The organism is Leptospira noumeaensis (assembly GCF_004770765.1).
Lineage (GTDB): Bacteria > Spirochaetota > Leptospiria > Leptospirales > Leptospiraceae > Leptospira_A > Leptospira_A noumeaensis.
Window position 1 is genome coordinate 622,621 of sequence record NZ_RQFK01000026.1, and the last position, 16,636, is coordinate 639,256.

17 protein-coding genes are annotated in these 16,636 nt (G+C 38.5%); 10 read left to right on the forward strand and 7 right to left on the reverse strand.

Annotated elements, in window-relative coordinates; translation table 11 throughout:
- Positions 1-132 precede the first annotated feature (132 nt).
- Positions 133-621 carry a helix-turn-helix domain-containing protein gene (locus EHQ24_RS11025; RefSeq protein WP_135601681.1) on the forward strand — a complete coding sequence of 163 codons (489 nt, stop codon included), beginning with the start codon at positions 133-135 and terminating at the stop codon, positions 619-621.
- Positions 622-663: 42 nt separating this feature from the next.
- On the opposite strand, the gene fliG is transcribed toward EHQ24_RS11025, so the two are convergent.
- Positions 664-1,677: a flagellar motor switch protein FliG gene (fliG, locus tag EHQ24_RS11030; protein WP_004785217.1), complete on the reverse strand. Its 1,014-nt coding sequence runs from the start codon at positions 1,675-1,677 to the stop codon at positions 664-666.
- Positions 1,678-1,896: 219 nt separating this feature from the next.
- On the opposite strand from fliG, the gene EHQ24_RS11035 reads away from it, so the two are divergent.
- On the forward strand, positions 1,897-2,472 hold the full coding sequence (locus tag EHQ24_RS11035; RefSeq protein ID WP_135601682.1) for a TetR/AcrR family transcriptional regulator: 576 nt from the start codon (positions 1,897-1,899) through the stop codon (positions 2,470-2,472).
- A 22-nt stretch (positions 2,473-2,494) separates the two neighbouring features.
- Positions 2,495-3,463: an MBL fold metallo-hydrolase gene (locus EHQ24_RS11040; RefSeq protein WP_135601683.1), complete on the forward strand. Its 969-nt coding sequence runs from the start codon at positions 2,495-2,497 to the stop codon at positions 3,461-3,463.
- A gap of 93 nt (positions 3,464-3,556) precedes the next feature.
- On the opposite strand, the gene EHQ24_RS11045 is transcribed toward EHQ24_RS11040, so the two are convergent.
- On the reverse strand, positions 3,557-4,168 hold the full coding sequence (locus tag EHQ24_RS11045; RefSeq protein ID WP_135601684.1) for a hypothetical protein: 612 nt from the start codon (positions 4,166-4,168) through the stop codon (positions 3,557-3,559).
- Here EHQ24_RS11045 and EHQ24_RS11050 point away from each other — a divergent pair.
- Positions 4,167-5,213: a hypothetical protein gene (locus EHQ24_RS11050; protein WP_135601685.1), complete on the forward strand. Its 1,047-nt coding sequence runs from the start codon at positions 4,167-4,169 to the stop codon at positions 5,211-5,213. The genes EHQ24_RS11045 and EHQ24_RS11050 overlap by 2 nt on opposite strands.
- Here the strand turns inward: EHQ24_RS11050 and EHQ24_RS11055 are convergent.
- Together EHQ24_RS11055 and EHQ24_RS11060 are read right to left on the reverse strand one after the other, a co-directional pair.
- Positions 5,187-6,152 carry a M23 family metallopeptidase gene (locus EHQ24_RS11055; RefSeq protein WP_135601686.1) on the reverse strand — a complete coding sequence of 322 codons (966 nt, stop codon included), beginning with the start codon at positions 6,150-6,152 and terminating at the stop codon, positions 5,187-5,189. The genes EHQ24_RS11050 and EHQ24_RS11055 overlap by 27 nt on opposite strands.
- 15 nt (positions 6,153-6,167) lie before the next feature.
- Positions 6,168-8,624, reverse strand: coding sequence for a sensor domain-containing protein (locus tag EHQ24_RS11060; protein WP_135601687.1), 2,457 nt, complete (start codon positions 8,622-8,624; stop codon positions 6,168-6,170).
- 239 nt (positions 8,625-8,863) lie between these two features.
- On the opposite strand from EHQ24_RS11060, the gene EHQ24_RS11065 reads away from it, so the two are divergent.
- The 4 genes from EHQ24_RS11065 (at position 8,864) to EHQ24_RS11080 (ending at position 12,891) form a co-directional block, all read left to right on the forward strand.
- Positions 8,864-9,430, forward strand: a complete 567-nt coding sequence (locus EHQ24_RS11065) for an LIC20153 family lipoprotein (protein ID WP_135601688.1) — start codon at positions 8,864-8,866, stop codon at positions 9,428-9,430.
- Between the two features lie 71 nt (positions 9,431-9,501).
- Complete coding sequence (locus tag EHQ24_RS11070) at positions 9,502-10,095, forward strand: HmuY family protein (RefSeq protein ID WP_135601689.1); 594 nt, start codon at positions 9,502-9,504, stop codon at positions 10,093-10,095.
- Positions 10,095-12,272 (forward strand): TonB-dependent receptor plug domain-containing protein, encoded by a 2,178-nt coding sequence (locus EHQ24_RS11075; RefSeq protein WP_135601690.1) that lies wholly within the window; start codon positions 10,095-10,097, stop codon positions 12,270-12,272. Before EHQ24_RS11070 ends, EHQ24_RS11075 begins: the two co-directional genes overlap by 1 nt.
- Positions 12,247-12,891, forward strand: a complete 645-nt coding sequence (locus EHQ24_RS11080) for a hypothetical protein (RefSeq protein WP_135601691.1) — start codon at positions 12,247-12,249, stop codon at positions 12,889-12,891. Before EHQ24_RS11075 ends, EHQ24_RS11080 begins: the two co-directional genes overlap by 26 nt.
- On the opposite strand, the gene EHQ24_RS11085 is transcribed toward EHQ24_RS11080, so the two are convergent.
- A complete protein-coding gene (locus EHQ24_RS11085; RefSeq protein WP_135601692.1) occupies positions 12,888-13,412 on the reverse strand; it encodes a DUF3015 domain-containing protein in 525 nt (174 codons plus the stop codon). The two genes, EHQ24_RS11080 and EHQ24_RS11085, sit on opposite strands and share 4 nt — an antisense overlap.
- A gap of 13 nt (positions 13,413-13,425) precedes the next feature.
- Entirely contained in the window at positions 13,426-13,647 is a 222-nt protein-coding gene (locus EHQ24_RS11090) for a hypothetical protein (protein WP_135601693.1), read from the reverse strand.
- Positions 13,648-13,835: 188 nt separating this feature from the next.
- Between EHQ24_RS11090 and EHQ24_RS11100 the strand changes: the two genes are divergently transcribed.
- Positions 13,836-14,759: an FAD-binding oxidoreductase gene (locus EHQ24_RS11100; protein ID WP_135601694.1), complete on the forward strand. Its 924-nt coding sequence runs from the start codon at positions 13,836-13,838 to the stop codon at positions 14,757-14,759.
- A 1-nt stretch (position 14,760) separates the two neighbouring features.
- Positions 14,761-14,982, forward strand: coding sequence for a transcriptional coactivator p15/PC4 family protein (locus EHQ24_RS11105; protein WP_004785453.1), 222 nt, complete (start codon positions 14,761-14,763; stop codon positions 14,980-14,982).
- 1 nt (position 14,983) lies between these two features.
- Here EHQ24_RS11105 and EHQ24_RS11110 read toward each other — a convergent pair whose 3' ends face one another.
- Complete coding sequence (locus EHQ24_RS11110) at positions 14,984-16,633, reverse strand: anti-sigma factor antagonist (protein WP_135601695.1); 1,650 nt, start codon at positions 16,631-16,633, stop codon at positions 14,984-14,986.
- Positions 16,634-16,636 lie beyond the last annotated feature (3 nt).

Below are 16,636 nucleotides of genomic sequence, written 5' to 3' on the forward strand. Positions count from 1 at the left end.
TTGAGCCTAACGGTTCTTTCCTGCTGTAAGTCAATCCATTCCATGCGAATCTTATTCATCCAGAACGTTAAGAACGTTTTTGGAGCCTTTTCAGACCGTTATTAACGGTATTTTTGAATTTTTTTTTACAACATGGAAAAACAGAACTATTTTAGAACCTATCGCGAGAAACGAAAGCTAACACGAGTTGAATTATCTGAGAAATTGGATATACCTCGTTCGGCGCTAGAACTCTTAGAATCCGATGATTGGATCCGATCAAAATTTGATTATGTCGTTTTGGTCGCCAAAGAACTGGGACTTTCTCTGATTGAACTCATTAAACAAGAATTCGATTACGATTTAGAAAAAGAATTTTTTAACGAAGAAGAATTTGAGGAAATTGTGGCCCGTTATGCCAATGCACGTGTCACTTTGATTCTATCGGAACTCAAACTTTTCTGCCGAAATTCCAAAGTTCGTTTGGATGATTTTGATATTACAGAATTATCCTTCTCGATGGGAAACCTACACAAACTCATCACTCTAAATCAAAAATTAGAACGAAACGAAATTTCCGCCAAAGATGCACTCATCGAATTTCCTCCTAAATGGGGAAAGTTCAGCAATCGCAACAAATAGATTTTTCCAATATTCGAATGTTCTAAAAGAAAAACTTGTGGATTAAACCACAAGTTCGTCTTCTCCCGCACGAGCCACAACGATCTCGCCCGCTTCTTCCAGTTTACGGATAATGTTTACAATCTTTTGCTGTGCATCTTCCACGTCTTTGAGTCGGACAGGACCCATAAAGTCCATATCTTCCCGAAGTAGGTTTGCCGCACGTTTGGACATGTTTTTAAAGATTTTATCTTGTACTTCAGAATCCACCGACTTAAGTGCTTTCGCCAAGTCAGTGTTATCCACTTCACGCATTACTTTTTGGATCGCACGGTCATCAAGTAAAACGATATCTTCGAATACGAACATTCGTTTTTTGATTTCTTCGGCAAGTTCGGGGTCTTCCTCTTCCAAGGCTTCGATGATGGTTTTCTCTGTTCCCCTGTCTACAAGGTTTAGAATTTCCACCACAGAATCAATACCCCCCGCAGAGGTGTAATCTTCAGAAGCAAGAGTGGATAGTTTACGCTCTAACACCCGTTCTACCTCGCGGAGTACGTCCGGTGATACCCGGTCCATCGTAGCAATCCGTTTGGCCACTTCCGCTTGGATCTGGTGTGGAAGGTTCGATAAGATATTGGATGCTTTTTGCGGATCCAAATAAGAAAGGATAAGGGCGATGGTTTGCGGATGTTCCCCCTGGATAAAGTTGAGGAGGTGGGCCGGGTCAGTCCTTCTGATAAAGTCGAAGGGCCTTACTTGTAAAGACGAAGTGAGCCGGTTGATGATATCAATGGCTTTCTGGTTACCGAGGGCTTTCTCGAGAAGTCCCCGAGCAAAGTCGATACCACCATTGGTGATAAACTCTTGGGCCATCATGAGTTCATTGAACTCAACAAGCACCTTCTCTTTGTCTTCTGGTGTGATTTTATCTAAACGAGCAATTTCGAACGTGATTTGTTCGATCTCGTCTTCACGAAGATGTTTGAAGATTTCGGAGGCCACTTCGTTTCCAACCGCAACCAAAAAGATGGCGGCCTTTTGTCTTCCTGTGAGCGATGGCTTCTTATTGATCATACTTCTTCCCGAAATCCGTACTACTTAGTTTATCGGCCGAGACGTAAAAAAACAATGAGATTTATTCTTGGAGAAAAATAGAGACTTTAGGTTTAGCCCTTCTCCTTCTGCCTTTGAAAATAGGGATTTGTCAAAGCCATGTTTTGGGTCAAACATGGTGTTTAGGAAATACCATATTTTTATGTTGACCGGTCTATTATTTTGTAATGGATTGGCTTTGTGGGCAAAAAAGGAATCGAAACCAAACAGAAAATGATTGAGGTTATGGCTGGTCTTTTGGAGGAATCTGGGTATGAAGCCACCGGGATTATCGAACTAGGAAAGGAAACTGGCACACCCAAAGGTTCTCTCTATTTCCACTTTCCTGGCGGAAAAGACGAACTCACAAACCTTGCTATCCTCCATTCGGGAAACCAATTGAATTTGTTCTTCCAATCAGTTCTTGCGGAAGCGGATTCACCAGCACAAGCCATTAAACAAGTGTTTCATGCTTTAGAGAACCGAATTGTTTCCAGTGGTTATAAAAAAGGATGCCCCATTGCCACAACTGCTATGGAAACTTCTGGGTCGGTTCCTGGTGTATCGAATGTTTGTGCTGAGGTATATTCACTTTGGTTAAAAACCTTTGAAACATACTTGGTGGAAAAAGGATACACCAATCGTTTGGCAAAAAATCTATCTCTTTCTCTACTCTCTTTATGGGAAGGTGCCTTGTTACTTTCTAAATTACAAAAATCACCAGAACCATTACGAGTGGCCGCAAAAACTGCTGAATTACTTTTCAAACCAAACTAATTTTTTATAGGACAAATCAAAATTGAAACTCAAATCTAAATCAAAAATATTTCTAAGCATTGGCCTAATAATAGGAATCGGTTTTTTTCTTTATTTTCTTGGATACCCAAAAGAAACAGTTCCCCCTTTTGTATTTGATGAACAAAAAGAATCTGGACTCATCCCCAAACCAATTGCGAAATCCAATGTCGTTTTTTCCATTCTCAAAACAGGAGAGGCGACTACATTAGAAGCCTTTGTCGTAGAAGGTGGTTCCGTATTCAAAACTGTAACGGTTGCCCATTCCGCTTTTTACATCCAACATTCCAAAGGAAATTTTTTATTTGATACAGGTCTCGGAACCCAAGTCAAAGAACAGTTTCAAGTTTTTCCTTTGTATCTAAAACTTTTAATGGATTACAAACCATTCCAAACGGCAAAAGAACAATTGGATTCCCATGGTGTTCTTTCAAATTCCGTTCAAGATGTATTTTTTTCCCATCTCCATTGGGACCACGCCAGTGGACTCAAAGACTTTCCATTGGCTAAAATTCATAGTTTGCCAAATGAATTGAACAATCCAAAAATCGAACTAGGATATATCCCTTCTCAGTTTGATGGCGATTCCGTCCTTTGGAGCCATTTAAAGTTTATGAATCAACCTTATGCGTCTTATGCGAAGAGTATCGATTGGTATGGAGATGGAACAGTTGTATTTGTTCCTATGAAAGGTCATAGCGAAGGTTCGGTAGGATTATTTTTACATACGAAAAATGGAGAAGTTTATTTTCTCACAGGGGACATTGTTTGGCGAAAAGAAGGTTTTACAGAAAAAAAACACAAACCACGAGGTGCTAGATGGATCGTAGATTTTGATACCAAAAGTCTTGGAGAAGAAATTTCTCGTGTGCACCATTTATGGCAAAAAAATCCAGAACTGCAAATCATCCCAGCGCATGACCATGATGTACAAACTGTACTAGGATTTTATCCACAAGTTGTGGGGAAATAGAACTTTAATCCTTCGATGAAACCAAACGGAATGAAAAAATACTCACGAGAAATTTGTAATCCAAGATGAAAATCCTAGTACTAGATTTTTCTTCTATTTTGCCTCTGGATTTTTAGTATCTGTTTGTTTCTCTTGCAAAAGTAAAGATTTGATTCCTTGGATCGATTCTTCCATCCGTTTGATCTCTTCTAACAAAGAATTTCGATTCTCTTGGATATTTTCATGAAACAAATGGGCATTGCCTACCAGCTTATGATAATCCGAAGAAAGTTGGTGGAGGGCAGATTCCCAAATTTTTGGTTGGATCCGTCTTTTTTTCCAATAGAGTTTTTTTCCAAATCCATAAACCCATTGGCCGAGACCGATGGCATGTAAGGGAATCAGAATGTAGAGCGAAGCGAAGATTACCTTTCCATAAGAGATTTCTTTCGAAAACAAACCCCAAAAATAGATCCAAAGAGCAGAGAGTAACAAAATTGCAATGGTGAGATTGGCCTTCGGAGTTTTGGGAGAAACTGAATTGAAAACGGAAAGGAGGATGACAGAAAAGATAAGTAAAAGGAGAACTTCCCAAGGGACTAAAGTAAAAAACAAATCCCAAAACTTTTGAAAATTCTCCCAACTGGTTTTGATCTGGTTGATGGTAGTTTGGATTTCAACAATTTGGTTTTGGATTTTTTGAAAGAAGTCTGTAATCGCCGTCATGTTCCAAACACTAACTAAAATCAAAAATCATGCAAGTGGTTTCTTTATCAAATTCTTGGCTCCCAAATCCCCAAGAAACTTACTCATTTTATATTCAATCATTGCCATTCCTTTTTTCATTTATCATGAATCCCATTTGCCATGGCATTATATTTTTGTTCTCTGCATAGTGTCTTTGGTCGTTGGGCTTTTGATCACTTATGGGAGTTTGTATGTCATCAATCGTTATTGGGCAGAAACTTTTCACCCATTCATCGAGTTAGGTGTTGTTGTATTATTTATTTTCGCTTTATGGTTGGCTGAGGTTCTGGTCTTTGAAGCCGGAGCCGTGTTCCTAGTTATATTTGTGGCCATTGCATTTCTCATTCGTGTCCTCCATCTCGAGGAGTATGCGCGCCTTTTGATTGCAGCTTGTCTGATTGCTAGTAACGCACTCATTGCTTTCAAAGCTTTACAAGGTGCAGAAAAATTATCTGCTTATCTCCTCTTCAAAAACAAATACCAAATTGAAGAAAAGGACATGAATGGTTGGGAAGTCACAGACAATAACCAATATTGGAACCAGGAATTGCAGTTTGGATTTACTCTACCTGAAGGATTTTATTTTTTCAAACCAGAAGATTTAACTATGGAGAATAAAACGGGTGCAGGTCAAATTGCAGGGCTTCTTGCTTTTAGTGATCATGATGCCAACAGATATCCTTTTGTGCGGATCTTTTATTTTCCTGATTATTTAGGATTTCAAGAAAACCAAGCTGTCTCAGAATTTTCTGAATTTCTAAAAATAGAAGTGAGTAAGGGAGATATCGAAGATATCCAGGAAATCCAACAAAAAGAATTGGAACCTTTTATTATCACATCAAAGTTTTGGACTTTTTATGATCTACTAAGACCTCGTTATGCGAAAACTGGATTTGTTTTAGTGGAAACTTCTAACCACGACAAACTTTTACTACACATTACTGAGAATTTAGAAAAAGGAGAAATTCACGAACAAGGCATTCGTGAATTTTTAGCTTCAATTAGATTCGGCAATCGACTGTAAGGCGATCAAAGAAAGTGGATCCACAAGTGTGTCATTAATTTTGGCACCCAAATGGAGATGAGGTCCCGTAGACATTCCTGTGGTTCCTACAGCCCCAATGATCTGACCTTGTTTTACAACATCACCTACTTTCACCTTAATCTCATCCTGGTGCATATAAAAGGAAAAGATTTTATTCCCATGATCTACAATGGTAAAATTTCCTTCGTAATAAGTTTTTCTCGCAAGAACCACCACCCCATCTTGGATCGCAAAAATTGGTGTTCCTATTTTTCCACGAAAGTCTACACCACCATGCGGCCTACCTTGTTTGTTATTATAATCTCGCCTAACATAGAACTTGCTAGTAATAAAGATTTTTTCCAATGGGTTTTTGAAGTTACTCGCAAATTGTAACGGACTTTGTTTCGCAAAAGCAGCTTCTTTTGCCGTTTTACATTCTTGGATAAAATCTAAAGTTTCTTTAGGAAGTTCTTTTGTTACAAACTTTTCATCCACTTTGATCTGTTGGTTTTTTTTGATTACTTGAAACTTGGTTGGTTCTAAGATGATTTGGTATTGTTTTTGTCCTCGTTTGACAAAAAAGATTTTTGATACAATTTCGAGGGTCATAGCTCCTGCCGGTGTATCAGGAGAAACAGGTAAAAAAGCAACCATACTCTTTTCTCTTTTGGTGAGGATCACATCTTTTCCAAGCCAACTAACTTTAAAGGATTCGTTAATCCATTTTTTATCTTTTGGAGTTAATCGAAGGAAAATCACCTCTCCCCTTCCAAATCTTCTTGCTTCCATCAGGAGCGAAAAATTCTTTTCTTCTTTTTTTACAAAGTAATTGGAAGAAGATACTTTAACTGATTTTTTTTTCACCTCGCGCGATTCCGCAGGAACAGCACGAACAAAAGATAAAATTAAAACTATAAAAGATAAGAACCGTATCATCTCTTTAAACTTCGGCTATTTTGTTTTAGCAGATTCGTTAAAATTTTTAACGAAAGTAACAAAATCTTCAGCAGGTAGAGGTTTGCTATAAAGATAACCTTGGATCATATGGCATCCCAAATCATGCAACAAATCCCTTTGAACAGGGTTTTCTACACCTTCTGCAATGACTTCCATACCCAAAGAGTGCGCCATATTGATAATGGCCTTACAAATGGCTCGGTCATCCTCGTTGATTTCCAAATCAATCACAAACGATCTATCAATTTTTAGAACATCTGCATTGATTTTTTTCAGGTAACTCAGAGAACTATATCCTGTACCAAAATCATCAATCGATACCTTGATTCCAAGACCTGCCAAATATTCAAAAGCTTCGATACTTTTTTCTGGATTCTCCATGATGGAACTTTCGGTCAATTCCAACTCGATTTCCTCAGGATGAATACCAAATTGGGCAATTGTTGCTTGGACACGATGCGACCAATTAGCGCGCGCTAATTGCTTTCCGCTTACGTTGATACTTACTGGAAAACTGGGAAAATCCTGGCTCTTCCATTCCTTTTTTAACCGACAGGCTTCTTCTAAAACCCAATCACCAATTCTTTCGATAATACCTGAATCCTCCGCAACAGGAATGAATTCTACAGGAGGAACCCAACCTCGTTCCGGATGTTTCCAACGAATGAGGGCTTCCGCACCACAAACTAGATTGGTCACAGTCGATATTTTTGGTTGGAAAAAAAGTATTAGTTCTTCGTTTTGAATCGCCTTACGTAATGAATTTTCAATGTATAATCTTTTTTCAGAACGAAGGATGAGTTCATTGGTATAAAATTTAAAATTATTTCTACCGAGTTCTTTGGCTTTGTACATTGCCATATCCGAATTTTTTAACAATTCAGAAGTTGAAACTCCATCGTTGGGAGAAAGAGCAATCCCCATACTAATGGTGGTAAATAAATCACGACCCATGATATGAAATGGTTGGCTTAGAATATCTAAAATTTTTTGTGCAAATTCGGCTGCGGCACTTTTATTCAAAACATCTACTTTTAAAATGGCAAACTCATCTCCACCAAACCGAGCAACAGTATCAACCTCGGTCATCACTCGTTTGAGTCTTGCGGCAACCATTTGCAAAAGAATATCACCTTTGGTATGCCCCAAACTATCATTGATAAACTTAAAGTTATCGATATCAAAAAAGTAAAAAGCAAGTAAGGTCTCAGTGGACTTATGATTTTTTAGTGCTTGGTTTGCATGATCAATAAATAAAGTTCTATTCGATAATCCTGTTAACGCATCATAGTAAGCTAAATACGTAATTCTTTCTTCAGATAATTTTCTTTCAGTAATATCAACACCAAAACTAATAAACCTTTTTTTATTAGTTTCTGCATCATCAATTGGAATGTATTTTCTCAATAAATACGTTACTTTATCGTTACTATCTTGGATGAGTTCTTCAAATTGAACAATTTCGTTTTCTTTGGCAGCTACATCTAAATATTTTTTTCGTTTTTCATGAAACTCTGCGGGAAGTTCTAATTTTTCTGCAAGTTCGACATCTGTTTTTTTAAATAACCATTTACGAATTTCTTTGTTCGATAAAAAAACTGGGTTTGTATATTCATATTGATAATTGGAATTTAACACCGCAATGTCAGAGTCCAAGTTGTCCAAAATGAACTCATAAAAAGCCTTTTGGTTTTTTACTTGTTCTTGGGATCGTTTTCTTTCTGTGATATCACGGAACGTTGCCCAAATCGCCATTTTACCATTCACTGGAAATAACCGAAAAGAAGACTCTGTTGGTATAAACTTTCCAGATTTAGTTTTTAAGGCGGTACTTTCGATTAGGTTACCTTCAAATTCTTCATCCTCATCTACCTCCACTGGAGGCATAAAAAAAGAAAATTCTTTCCCCACTATATCTTCAAGTGGATACTCTAATACAACTACTGCTTGTTTGTTGGCGTTGATGATCTGATTCGTTCCAGGATCGATCTGCATTAATATATCTAATGACTCTTCAAAAACATTCTGAAGGACGATTACCTTTTCTCTAATTTTATCATAAGCAATCGAACGGTTCATATCTTCAATGAGTCGTTCTGCAAAGTTTAATATTAAATCCAAAATTCCTACAGAATAGGTTGGTTCGGCAAGGTGTAGAAACGTTGGATGAGCAGATTTTTCTAATTCATCCGGTGTTAATGGTGTTGTTGAGAGTAATATGTAGGGAGATTCTGGAAATTGTTCAAAAATGAATTTTTGTTTCTCTAGAACTTTAGGATCATTCCAAAATAAGAAGACAGCAGACTCCTTAATGGTTCCCGGTTTGATATCTAAGATGGAATGAAAGCTATGAACGTTACATGATTCAATGTTTGTTATGTCACGTAGTATGCGATTATAAAATTCATGATCAGACTCTTCAATATAGATAGTAATTTGTTTGAGTGACATGACCTTGGCATAGTAGACGAAAAAACGTTTTCCTTACAATTGATTTTTTTGAAACCATGCTCGCGGATGAATACAAACCATCTTGTATCAGTGTAAAAAAATTTTGAAGACCAAAGTTCGGACATTCCCAAGGGATCTGTCCTGTTTTTGTCAGTTTTTTAAAAAATTTAGATTCTAAGTAAAATGAATTTGATTCTCATTACTAGTACTCAAGTTTGGATAAAAAAGACCGAGGTTCTATGAAATCCCTTCAAAATAAGACAAAATTAATCATTCTATTAGGTTTGGTAGCTGGACTTACCCTTCAGTGTGAGAAAAAGGACGATGACAAAGACACAACTCTCTTGATTGGTCTTGCAGCATTGACAACTTCTTCCGGTGACTGTTCTGTTTCTGCCTCTGGAAAGGCAACAATCAATACTTGGACAACTGACATCACGGGGACTACCGGTGCCACTCTTTCTAAATTAGGTTCAGTTCCAATCGTCGGTCATACTACAGCTGCTATGAAACTAACTTCTGATGCTTCTACGACTCTGACTGTTAACGGTAGCGCGTTCATTATCGTTTATAAAGCGACAGCTTGTCCTTTGACCACTGACAATATTGCTGCAACGCCTGCGAATTTTTCCATTACGGGTGCCACTGATTCCAATAGCGAATTTCCAAGTTCCTATAAAATCACAAACCAAACAGCTACTTTAACTTTTAATGGAACTTCCGGTGCAGGTGGATATTACGTATTTATCTACGCAATTCCAAGAAACGGTCAATCCGCAGCGGTTACTTACACATTTACCCCATAATCGTGATTCGTTTTCTTAGCATTGGGTTTTTTGTATTACTAACATCCTTTTGTGCAAGGCAGGAATCTGCCTTGTCCGACGAAGATTTGTTTGTAAATCAATTGATCACCAACCTGGTCAATGCAGGGAATCCCAATGCTTTGGATAAAATTGTATTTTCCAAGTCCAATGGAGATGGAAGTTATACAACTAGGTTCAATGCGACCAATTTAGATTTTTATATTTACTTTCAGTTCGAAGGAAACAAACAAATTCCTTTTTCAGAAAAAGACTCCCTTACCTGGGACATTGCATTTAACAGATACAAGGTGGCCACAAATTCCGGTGAAACCAACCGTTTTGGTCTGGGTGGTGCTTGTACAAGTAATACAACTGATTTCGGTACTGCTAGTTCCACTTCTGCCGCAAGCCAAGGATGTTCCAGTTTTACGGTTGATGTTGCCACTACCACACAAGGGATTGGTGGAGCTGGAGCCACTTATATTGGAAATGCAATCGTCACCGAATGGTATTATTACACGATTGGGAATTTAACCCCTAAACCTGATATCTTTCTCATTCGAGGAGGAACTGGTCTTTCTACTTACGCCGTTCATATTGAAAATTATTATAGTGATGCGGGAACTTCTGGTTATCCGACCATCCGATGGAAAAAACTTCCCTAATGCATTCTTTCATCCAATTTTTGTTTCCCATCCTTTGCCTCTTTGTACTTTTTATTGGTGAAGTACATTCCCAAACACGTCCGAAAGATACGGGAAAAAATAGCAAAACAACTGACCAAACACAAAATACCACCGTAGTTCCGAAAGAACCGGAACCGACAAAGGAAACTCCTCAATCCACAGGAACCACTACCGCACCTGTTTCAGAAACAGGAAATGGGGATCCAACAACTCCACAAGAGGAAGTTGATCGATTCAAAGATTTAGACAATAAAAATGGAATTGTTGTTACAGGATCTCGTGGGGAACGCCGTTTAAAAGATTCGGCTGTAGCTACAGAAGTCATTTCTCGCAAACGAATCGAACAAACAGGAGCACGTAACTTAGGTGAGGTGCTAGAAACTCAAACGGGAATCAATGTAACTCCTTTTTTTGGTGGTTCACAGGTCCAAATGTTGGGCCTTGATTCTAAGTATGTATTGTTTCTTGTAGATGGACAACGAATTGCAGGCCGATTGAACAATACAATTGACCTCACTCGATTCAAAGTTCAAAATATCGAACGAGTTGAAATTGTAAAAGGAAGTTCTTCTTCTTTATATGGTGCCGATGCCATTGGTGGAGTGATCAATATCATCACCAAACAAGCTGAAAAACCAGAACATTACCAATTCCGAACTACTTACGGAAACGGAAGACAAACCAATTTTGGTTCCCAAGGTGAAAAGAATATGATCGCCGATGTTGGGTTTAGAAATGAATATGTTGCTTCCAATTTTTTTGGAGGATTCAACCAATCAGCGGCTTACGACTTAGATCCAAAAACTCCATCCACTACAGGAAATGCATTCCAAGATGCCAACGTTGGTGGAAACATGATCTTCAATCCCGACGGCCAATTAAAAGTAAAAACTGGAATTAATTATTTAAACAGAAACCAAGCAGGGATTGATTCTAGATCCAATGGTGGTGTTTTTGACCGAACCAATCTAACAAACGACTTTCTTGGGTTAGGTGCACTTGAGTATACTTATGGAAAACGAAATATGGTTTCTTTTCGAGGAAATTTTTCTCGTTGGGAAAACCACTATAAGTTGGATCAAAGAAATTCGAATGAACTCGATGTAACAGAAATTACCAATGAGTTTTCTTCCCAAGGTGTCGCTCAAATTGATCACGAAATCAATAATGATCATATGGTCACCGCTGGGGTGGAATCCTATTCGGAAGAATTACAATCCGACAGGCTCCAAAGAAGAAATGCTTACCGAACAAGACGAGCTGCTTTTATCCAAGATGAATGGGTGATTTGGCGGCAAGGTTTTGTTTGGCGACTCGTTCCTGGGGTTCGACATGATGTGGATTCCCAATTCGGTGGACAAACCACTCCAAAAATTGCAACCAAAGTAGATATCACTAGTAATTTAGTGTTTCGTGCCAGTTACGGAAAAGGATTTCGTCCTCCTTCCTTTAGAGAATTATATTTACGCTTTGAAAACCCAGGTGTTGGGTATGTGGTAGATGGAAATGACAAACTTAGGCCCGAAAAATCGACCACCGTCAATGCAGACATCGAATACACTCCTTATAAATTTTGGACACTATCCTTAAGCGTATTTCGTAACGATATCACCGATCTCATCCAATATAGTTTTGGAACAAGAACCAGTGAATTTGCCAACTTCCAATTAAAGAACATACAGCGTGCCTATACAAGAGGTGTGGAAGCTGGTTCCCGTGTACGTTTTCTAAAGTATTTTGCTTTGGAATTAGGATACAACCAAACCGATACAAGAGACCTAACAACCGATAGACCCTTGGAAGGAAGAGCCTTACACCAAGGAACAATGAACTTTTTTGTAAATGCTCCTGGCGGTTGGGAATTTGCTCTTCGTGCCAAACGTTTAGACAAACGGCCGTTTTATAGTACAACCAACGAATTTACTGCGGGAACCAGCACAGCTCTCATCGACCAACAAACCAAAAGTGTGGAAGAAAACAATAAGGTAGTGTACGGAAAACCATTTACCTTACTGAACGTACGGATGGAAAAAAAATTCTTCGACGGTAGGATGTCTTTGTTTTTAGGAGTGGACAACGTCCTAGACCAATACGAGCTTACATACAATCCCATTCGTCCCAGGTTTTACTATGGTGGACTCCAAGCCACTTTTTGAACTTAGTTCTCATAAAACAACATTCATTGGTCTTGTTCTATACTTGGTTTCCGGTGTCGTTTTGTACGCCGATGAATCCAAGTTAAATGCAAAACAATCCAAAGTTTTAAAGGAATCTTTTTCCTATTTAGAATCTCTCGAACCCAAACGAATTAAAATCGACAAACCCACATACACCAAACTCACCCAATTTGAATCTATATTTAAGTTTGGATTTTCTGGTAAAAAACTATCGCGTTGGATCCAATCGCGAATCAAAAAATATTCTTACGGCTCCACAGGGGAATACATAGCGATGTATCATGACGGTGACGTTTTACTTGGTCGCCCATTTTTTAATTTGAGTCGTTTGGATCGAGTACTTGTTTTATTACATGAAGCAAGGCATGCAGATGGAAAAGATTATGGCCATGTGGTTTGCCCTGAAAATTTCCAATTTTTAAATCCCCGTGATTGGAAAATCCATCCCGCAGGAAAAAAGGGGTGTGATTCGGTTGTCGATGGTGGTTACGGGATCACTGCTGCATTTTTATTTGAATTAGGTGCGTATGGTTATCTCAACCCAACGGAAGCTGCACACAGATACAATTCAGAAATTTCGCGGGTCATCCGCGACTAATACAAACAGGCTTTTTTTAAAGTTGGATCTTCTGCAATTTTTGATTTGAGTCTAGATAAAATTAATTTGGATCTTGGAACAAAATCATCTTCTGTCGTTTGAAAAATATAGGAGTGTTGTTCTTTCATTAACTTTCCTAATTCCTGGTCATGAGTCGGGCAACCTAATAGAGACGCTATCGTTCGAATTCTTTCTCCTGTTCCCCTTGTTGTTTCCACTTGTAGAGGGTCTTCATTATAACTGATAAAAACTTCCTGAACACGATCTGCTCGGACAATCCCATCCGTGGTACAATTTGATGTTCCTGAAGTGATTCCAAAAGTTTGTGAAGATAAACTAGTATTGGTTGTAGCAGCAAGAACCTGACCAATATCATTTTTCCAAACAGGAACCATAGATCCGAGTCCACATCCAGCCATCCCATATGGTTCTGCTGAAATTTGATTAGGAATTGTAAGTAAAAAAGCACTAACAAGTATTAGCTGAATCTTAAAAAAAAAGAACATAGCAGGTTTGAACATAAAACCTCGTGAATTAGATAGAAAATAAAGTATCGGAATTACGATCGATTTGTGGAAGTCTGTGGCCATGTGCCAAAATTTCGCCCGACATGGAGAGAACGGCCCATGATTTTTCTTCTTTGGTTTTCGTTTGCAGAGAGTGGATCATCGAGTTTGTGAATGATTCCAATTTTTGGTGAAGGACTGTATTGGAAAGTGGAAACGGTTTCTTTTCTTGTGCTTCAGTTGGTCTCATGCAATTTGTTTTCCCCGTTGTCCTTAAGATCGGCGAGGGGGCCGGAATGACTAAAGTTTAAAAACTCCAAAAAATGAGTCAACAAGAGACATAATTCCGGGGAGGAAAAATAGAAACTCCAAGTTCTCCTTTTCCCGAACCATCGGAATGCCAAACTTGACCAAAAACCACCCGTTACGAGGACGACTTTGCTTACCCCTCAGATCAATCTGTTTAAAAAATCCAATCCCATCTTAGCCCAAGTTTTGGCCAACACCCGTTTGACTCCCGAACCAGGAAAAGGCAAACGTCCCGCAAAGGAAGGGGATTCTGCAGTACACCGGATCACAATTGCCGTAGACCACAATACTTACCCTTACATGATCGGGCAAAGTGCGGGAATCATTCCTCCAGGTGTAGACCCAGAAAAACAAGCCAAAGGATCAGCTGATCCGTCGTATACCATCCGTTTGTATTCCATCGCCTCACCCTCGTTTAGTTTTGGTCAGACCAAGGATAATATTGAATTTGTAGTCAAAAGAGACAATGTGTACGACGAAAATGGAAACCTAGTTCACAAAGGTGTTTGTTCCAATTACCTTTGTGATTTGAAACCAGGTGATACGGTTACCATGACAGGGCCCGCTGGAAAAAAATTCCTTTTACCCCAAGTGGATTACTCAGGAGATATTTTCTTTTTTGCAACAGGAACAGGGATCAGTCCCTTTTTTGGAATGGTGGAAGAATTACTCGTCCAAAAACTAATTTCCTTCCAAGGAAATGTTTGGTTGGTTTACGGCGCACCATATTCAGATGAAATTGTCCTTCGTGATTATTTCGAAGATATGGCAAAAAACCATCCCAACTTTCACTTTATAACGGCCATTAGTCGAGAAGAAAAAAACTCTTTTGATGGCGGAAAGATGTACATCACACACCGTGCAAAAGAAAATGCAGAATCCATTAAAAATGCTGTCAATGGAAACGGTAAGTTTTATATTTGTGGCGGCCCGAAGGGAATGGAAAAAGGAGTCATTCAAGAAATCATGTCTGCTTGCGGAACTGATCTTTCGTATGATGAATTCAAAAAACACCTAGAGGAAAAAGAACAACTTTTTGTAGAGACGTACTAAAATGGCAAAAACAGGAATCATTCGAGACATTGACAAAGGTAGAGGAGAGGTAATCCGCGTGGAAATCTCCGAATACAAAGGCCAAACTTTTTTTAATATTCGCGTTTGGTATACCGATCCGAATGGGGAATTAAAACCTACTCAAAAAGGAATCGCCATTGCGCCCGCACTCGTTGGTGACTTAAAAGAAGCCATCGAAGAAGCAGAACGTTGGTTGGCTTAAACTAACTAGGTTTTTTATCTCCTTCGTTTGCATAAATAATCCTCTGCAAAATATCTTTGGCAGAGGAAACATTTTCTGCTACACGGATGTGGTTGTACAACCGAGTGATTTCAAAAATCTTTTTTACGGAATCATGAATGTTGGCAACCACAAGTTCACCACCCCGTCTTCGTAACCAACCTACAATCTGAATCACCATTCCAATCGCTGAAGAATCAATATGTGAAGTGTTGGCAAAATCAAAAACAATATATCTGAATCCTTCTGAAAGTTTCTGTTCTATTAAAAGTTTAATTTCCGGACATTTATACAAATCAATATCCCCATTCGTGCGGTATTCAAATATTTCATCATGAAGTTTTAGATCTTTTAAATCCAACTTTTCAGGGCCTTTCATCAAAATTTGTGAATTCATAAATAGATGTTTAGAAAGATCATCGGACTTAGTGGTAATTTTAGATTCCAGTAATTGCAAACGACCAAGTACAGATCCCAGGGCATTGGGAGCAAAATGTAAATTTTCTTTTATATCATGGATCAGTCCAAATAACAAAGCTTTGGCGTCTTCACTATGGCCTTGTTTGATTAAATCCGAAATTTCTCTAATCCCACTGGTTGCATTTGTAATCAAAATTTCAACGAGAACATCTGGATCTTGTTTGCCACGATTTTTGCCTTTAGGAAACGCAAAAAAATCTTTTACGGATTCCAAAGCATTTTGTTGTAATAAATTATAATAAGATACATTCACTTCACAAAAAGGCAATTCTGATTGGTTCAATCGATCATCTATTTCCAAACGCAATACTAAATTACGAATGTCGTCGGCTCTGAGGTCACCTAACTGCAAATTGATTTTTTGCCTCGAAACTGTTTTGGAATCACCTAAAAATTCATCAAATTCCTCTGCAATTTGGTGGGATGTTTCTGATAAAACCTGTTTCAATCGAACACCGGGAGCAAATTGTAACTCCACATCGATTGCCTGTGCATACAAAGCACCGATGTCTCCAAATTCATCAAAGAAAATGTCGGATGCTTTTTCAGGATTGTCGATATAATGAAAATTTCCGCCGCCGGCTTTTGCAATCTCCACCAACATTTCTTCATTAAAATCGTTTCCCACTCCAATCGTTGTCGTAGAAATTCCTAAGGCCAAATGGTCTGCCGCTATCTTTACGAGTGCTTCTTTTTCTTTAATTCCTGAAGTAGGATTTCCATCGGTAAGTAATAAAACTCGTTTGTATGCATTGGGAATTTTAGATTGGTTAAGATTTTTTAAAGCAGAAAGCCATCCCCCGCTTAAATTTGTAGAAGTAGCAACTTGGATATTACGAATTTTATCAGTCACAGAGATTTTTTCTGTTAGGTGAGTGACAGGTAGAACAATTTGTACATCTGCAGAATAAGCCACAATCGAAACGGCATCATTTCTTGTGAGCCAATTCACAAGGGCACATGAAGCATCAATCACTGCTTCCATTTTTTCACCCTTCATTGACCAACTTTTATCGATGGTTAGACCAATGACCAAAGGTTTACGATCATCGGTATTTGGGTTGGCAGGAGTTCTAAACCTTAACAAAAGATGAGTTTCTTGAATCTCATTTTCTTGGATGATTGGGTATTCCAATTTTGCGTCTACGAACATGAC

Excerpts from the sequence above, each read along its gene's own strand:
- EHQ24_RS11105 (WP_004785453.1), top strand. The coding sequence starts at position 14,761 with ATGGCAAAAACAGGAATCATTCGAGACATTGACAAAGGTAGAGGAGAG.
- fliG (WP_004785217.1), bottom strand. The coding sequence starts at position 1,677 with ATGATCAATAAGAAGCCATCGCTCACAGGAAGACAAAAGGCCGCCATC.
- EHQ24_RS11060 (WP_135601687.1), bottom strand. The coding sequence starts at position 8,624 with ATGTCACTCAAACAAATTACTATCTATATTGAAGAGTCTGATCATGAA.
- EHQ24_RS11080 (WP_135601691.1), top strand. The coding sequence starts at position 12,247 with ATGGTGGACTCCAAGCCACTTTTTGAACTTAGTTCTCATAAAACAACA.
- EHQ24_RS11090 (WP_135601693.1), bottom strand. The coding sequence starts at position 13,647 with ATGAGACCAACTGAAGCACAAGAAAAGAAACCGTTTCCACTTTCCAAT.
- EHQ24_RS11045 (WP_135601684.1), bottom strand. The coding sequence starts at position 4,168 with ATGACGGCGATTACAGACTTCTTTCAAAAAATCCAAAACCAAATTGTT.
- EHQ24_RS11065 (WP_135601688.1), top strand. The coding sequence starts at position 8,864 with ATGAAATCCCTTCAAAATAAGACAAAATTAATCATTCTATTAGGTTTG.
- EHQ24_RS11025 (WP_135601681.1), top strand. The coding sequence starts at position 133 with ATGGAAAAACAGAACTATTTTAGAACCTATCGCGAGAAACGAAAGCTA.
- EHQ24_RS11050 (WP_135601685.1), top strand. The coding sequence starts at position 4,167 with ATGTTCCAAACACTAACTAAAATCAAAAATCATGCAAGTGGTTTCTTT.
- EHQ24_RS11085 (WP_135601692.1), bottom strand. The coding sequence starts at position 13,412 with ATGTTCAAACCTGCTATGTTCTTTTTTTTTAAGATTCAGCTAATACTT.
- EHQ24_RS11055 (WP_135601686.1), bottom strand. The coding sequence starts at position 6,152 with ATGATACGGTTCTTATCTTTTATAGTTTTAATTTTATCTTTTGTTCGT.
- EHQ24_RS11075 (WP_135601690.1), top strand. The coding sequence starts at position 10,095 with ATGCATTCTTTCATCCAATTTTTGTTTCCCATCCTTTGCCTCTTTGTA.
- EHQ24_RS11110 (WP_135601695.1), bottom strand. The coding sequence starts at position 16,633 with ATGTTCGTAGACGCAAAATTGGAATACCCAATCATCCAAGAAAATGAG.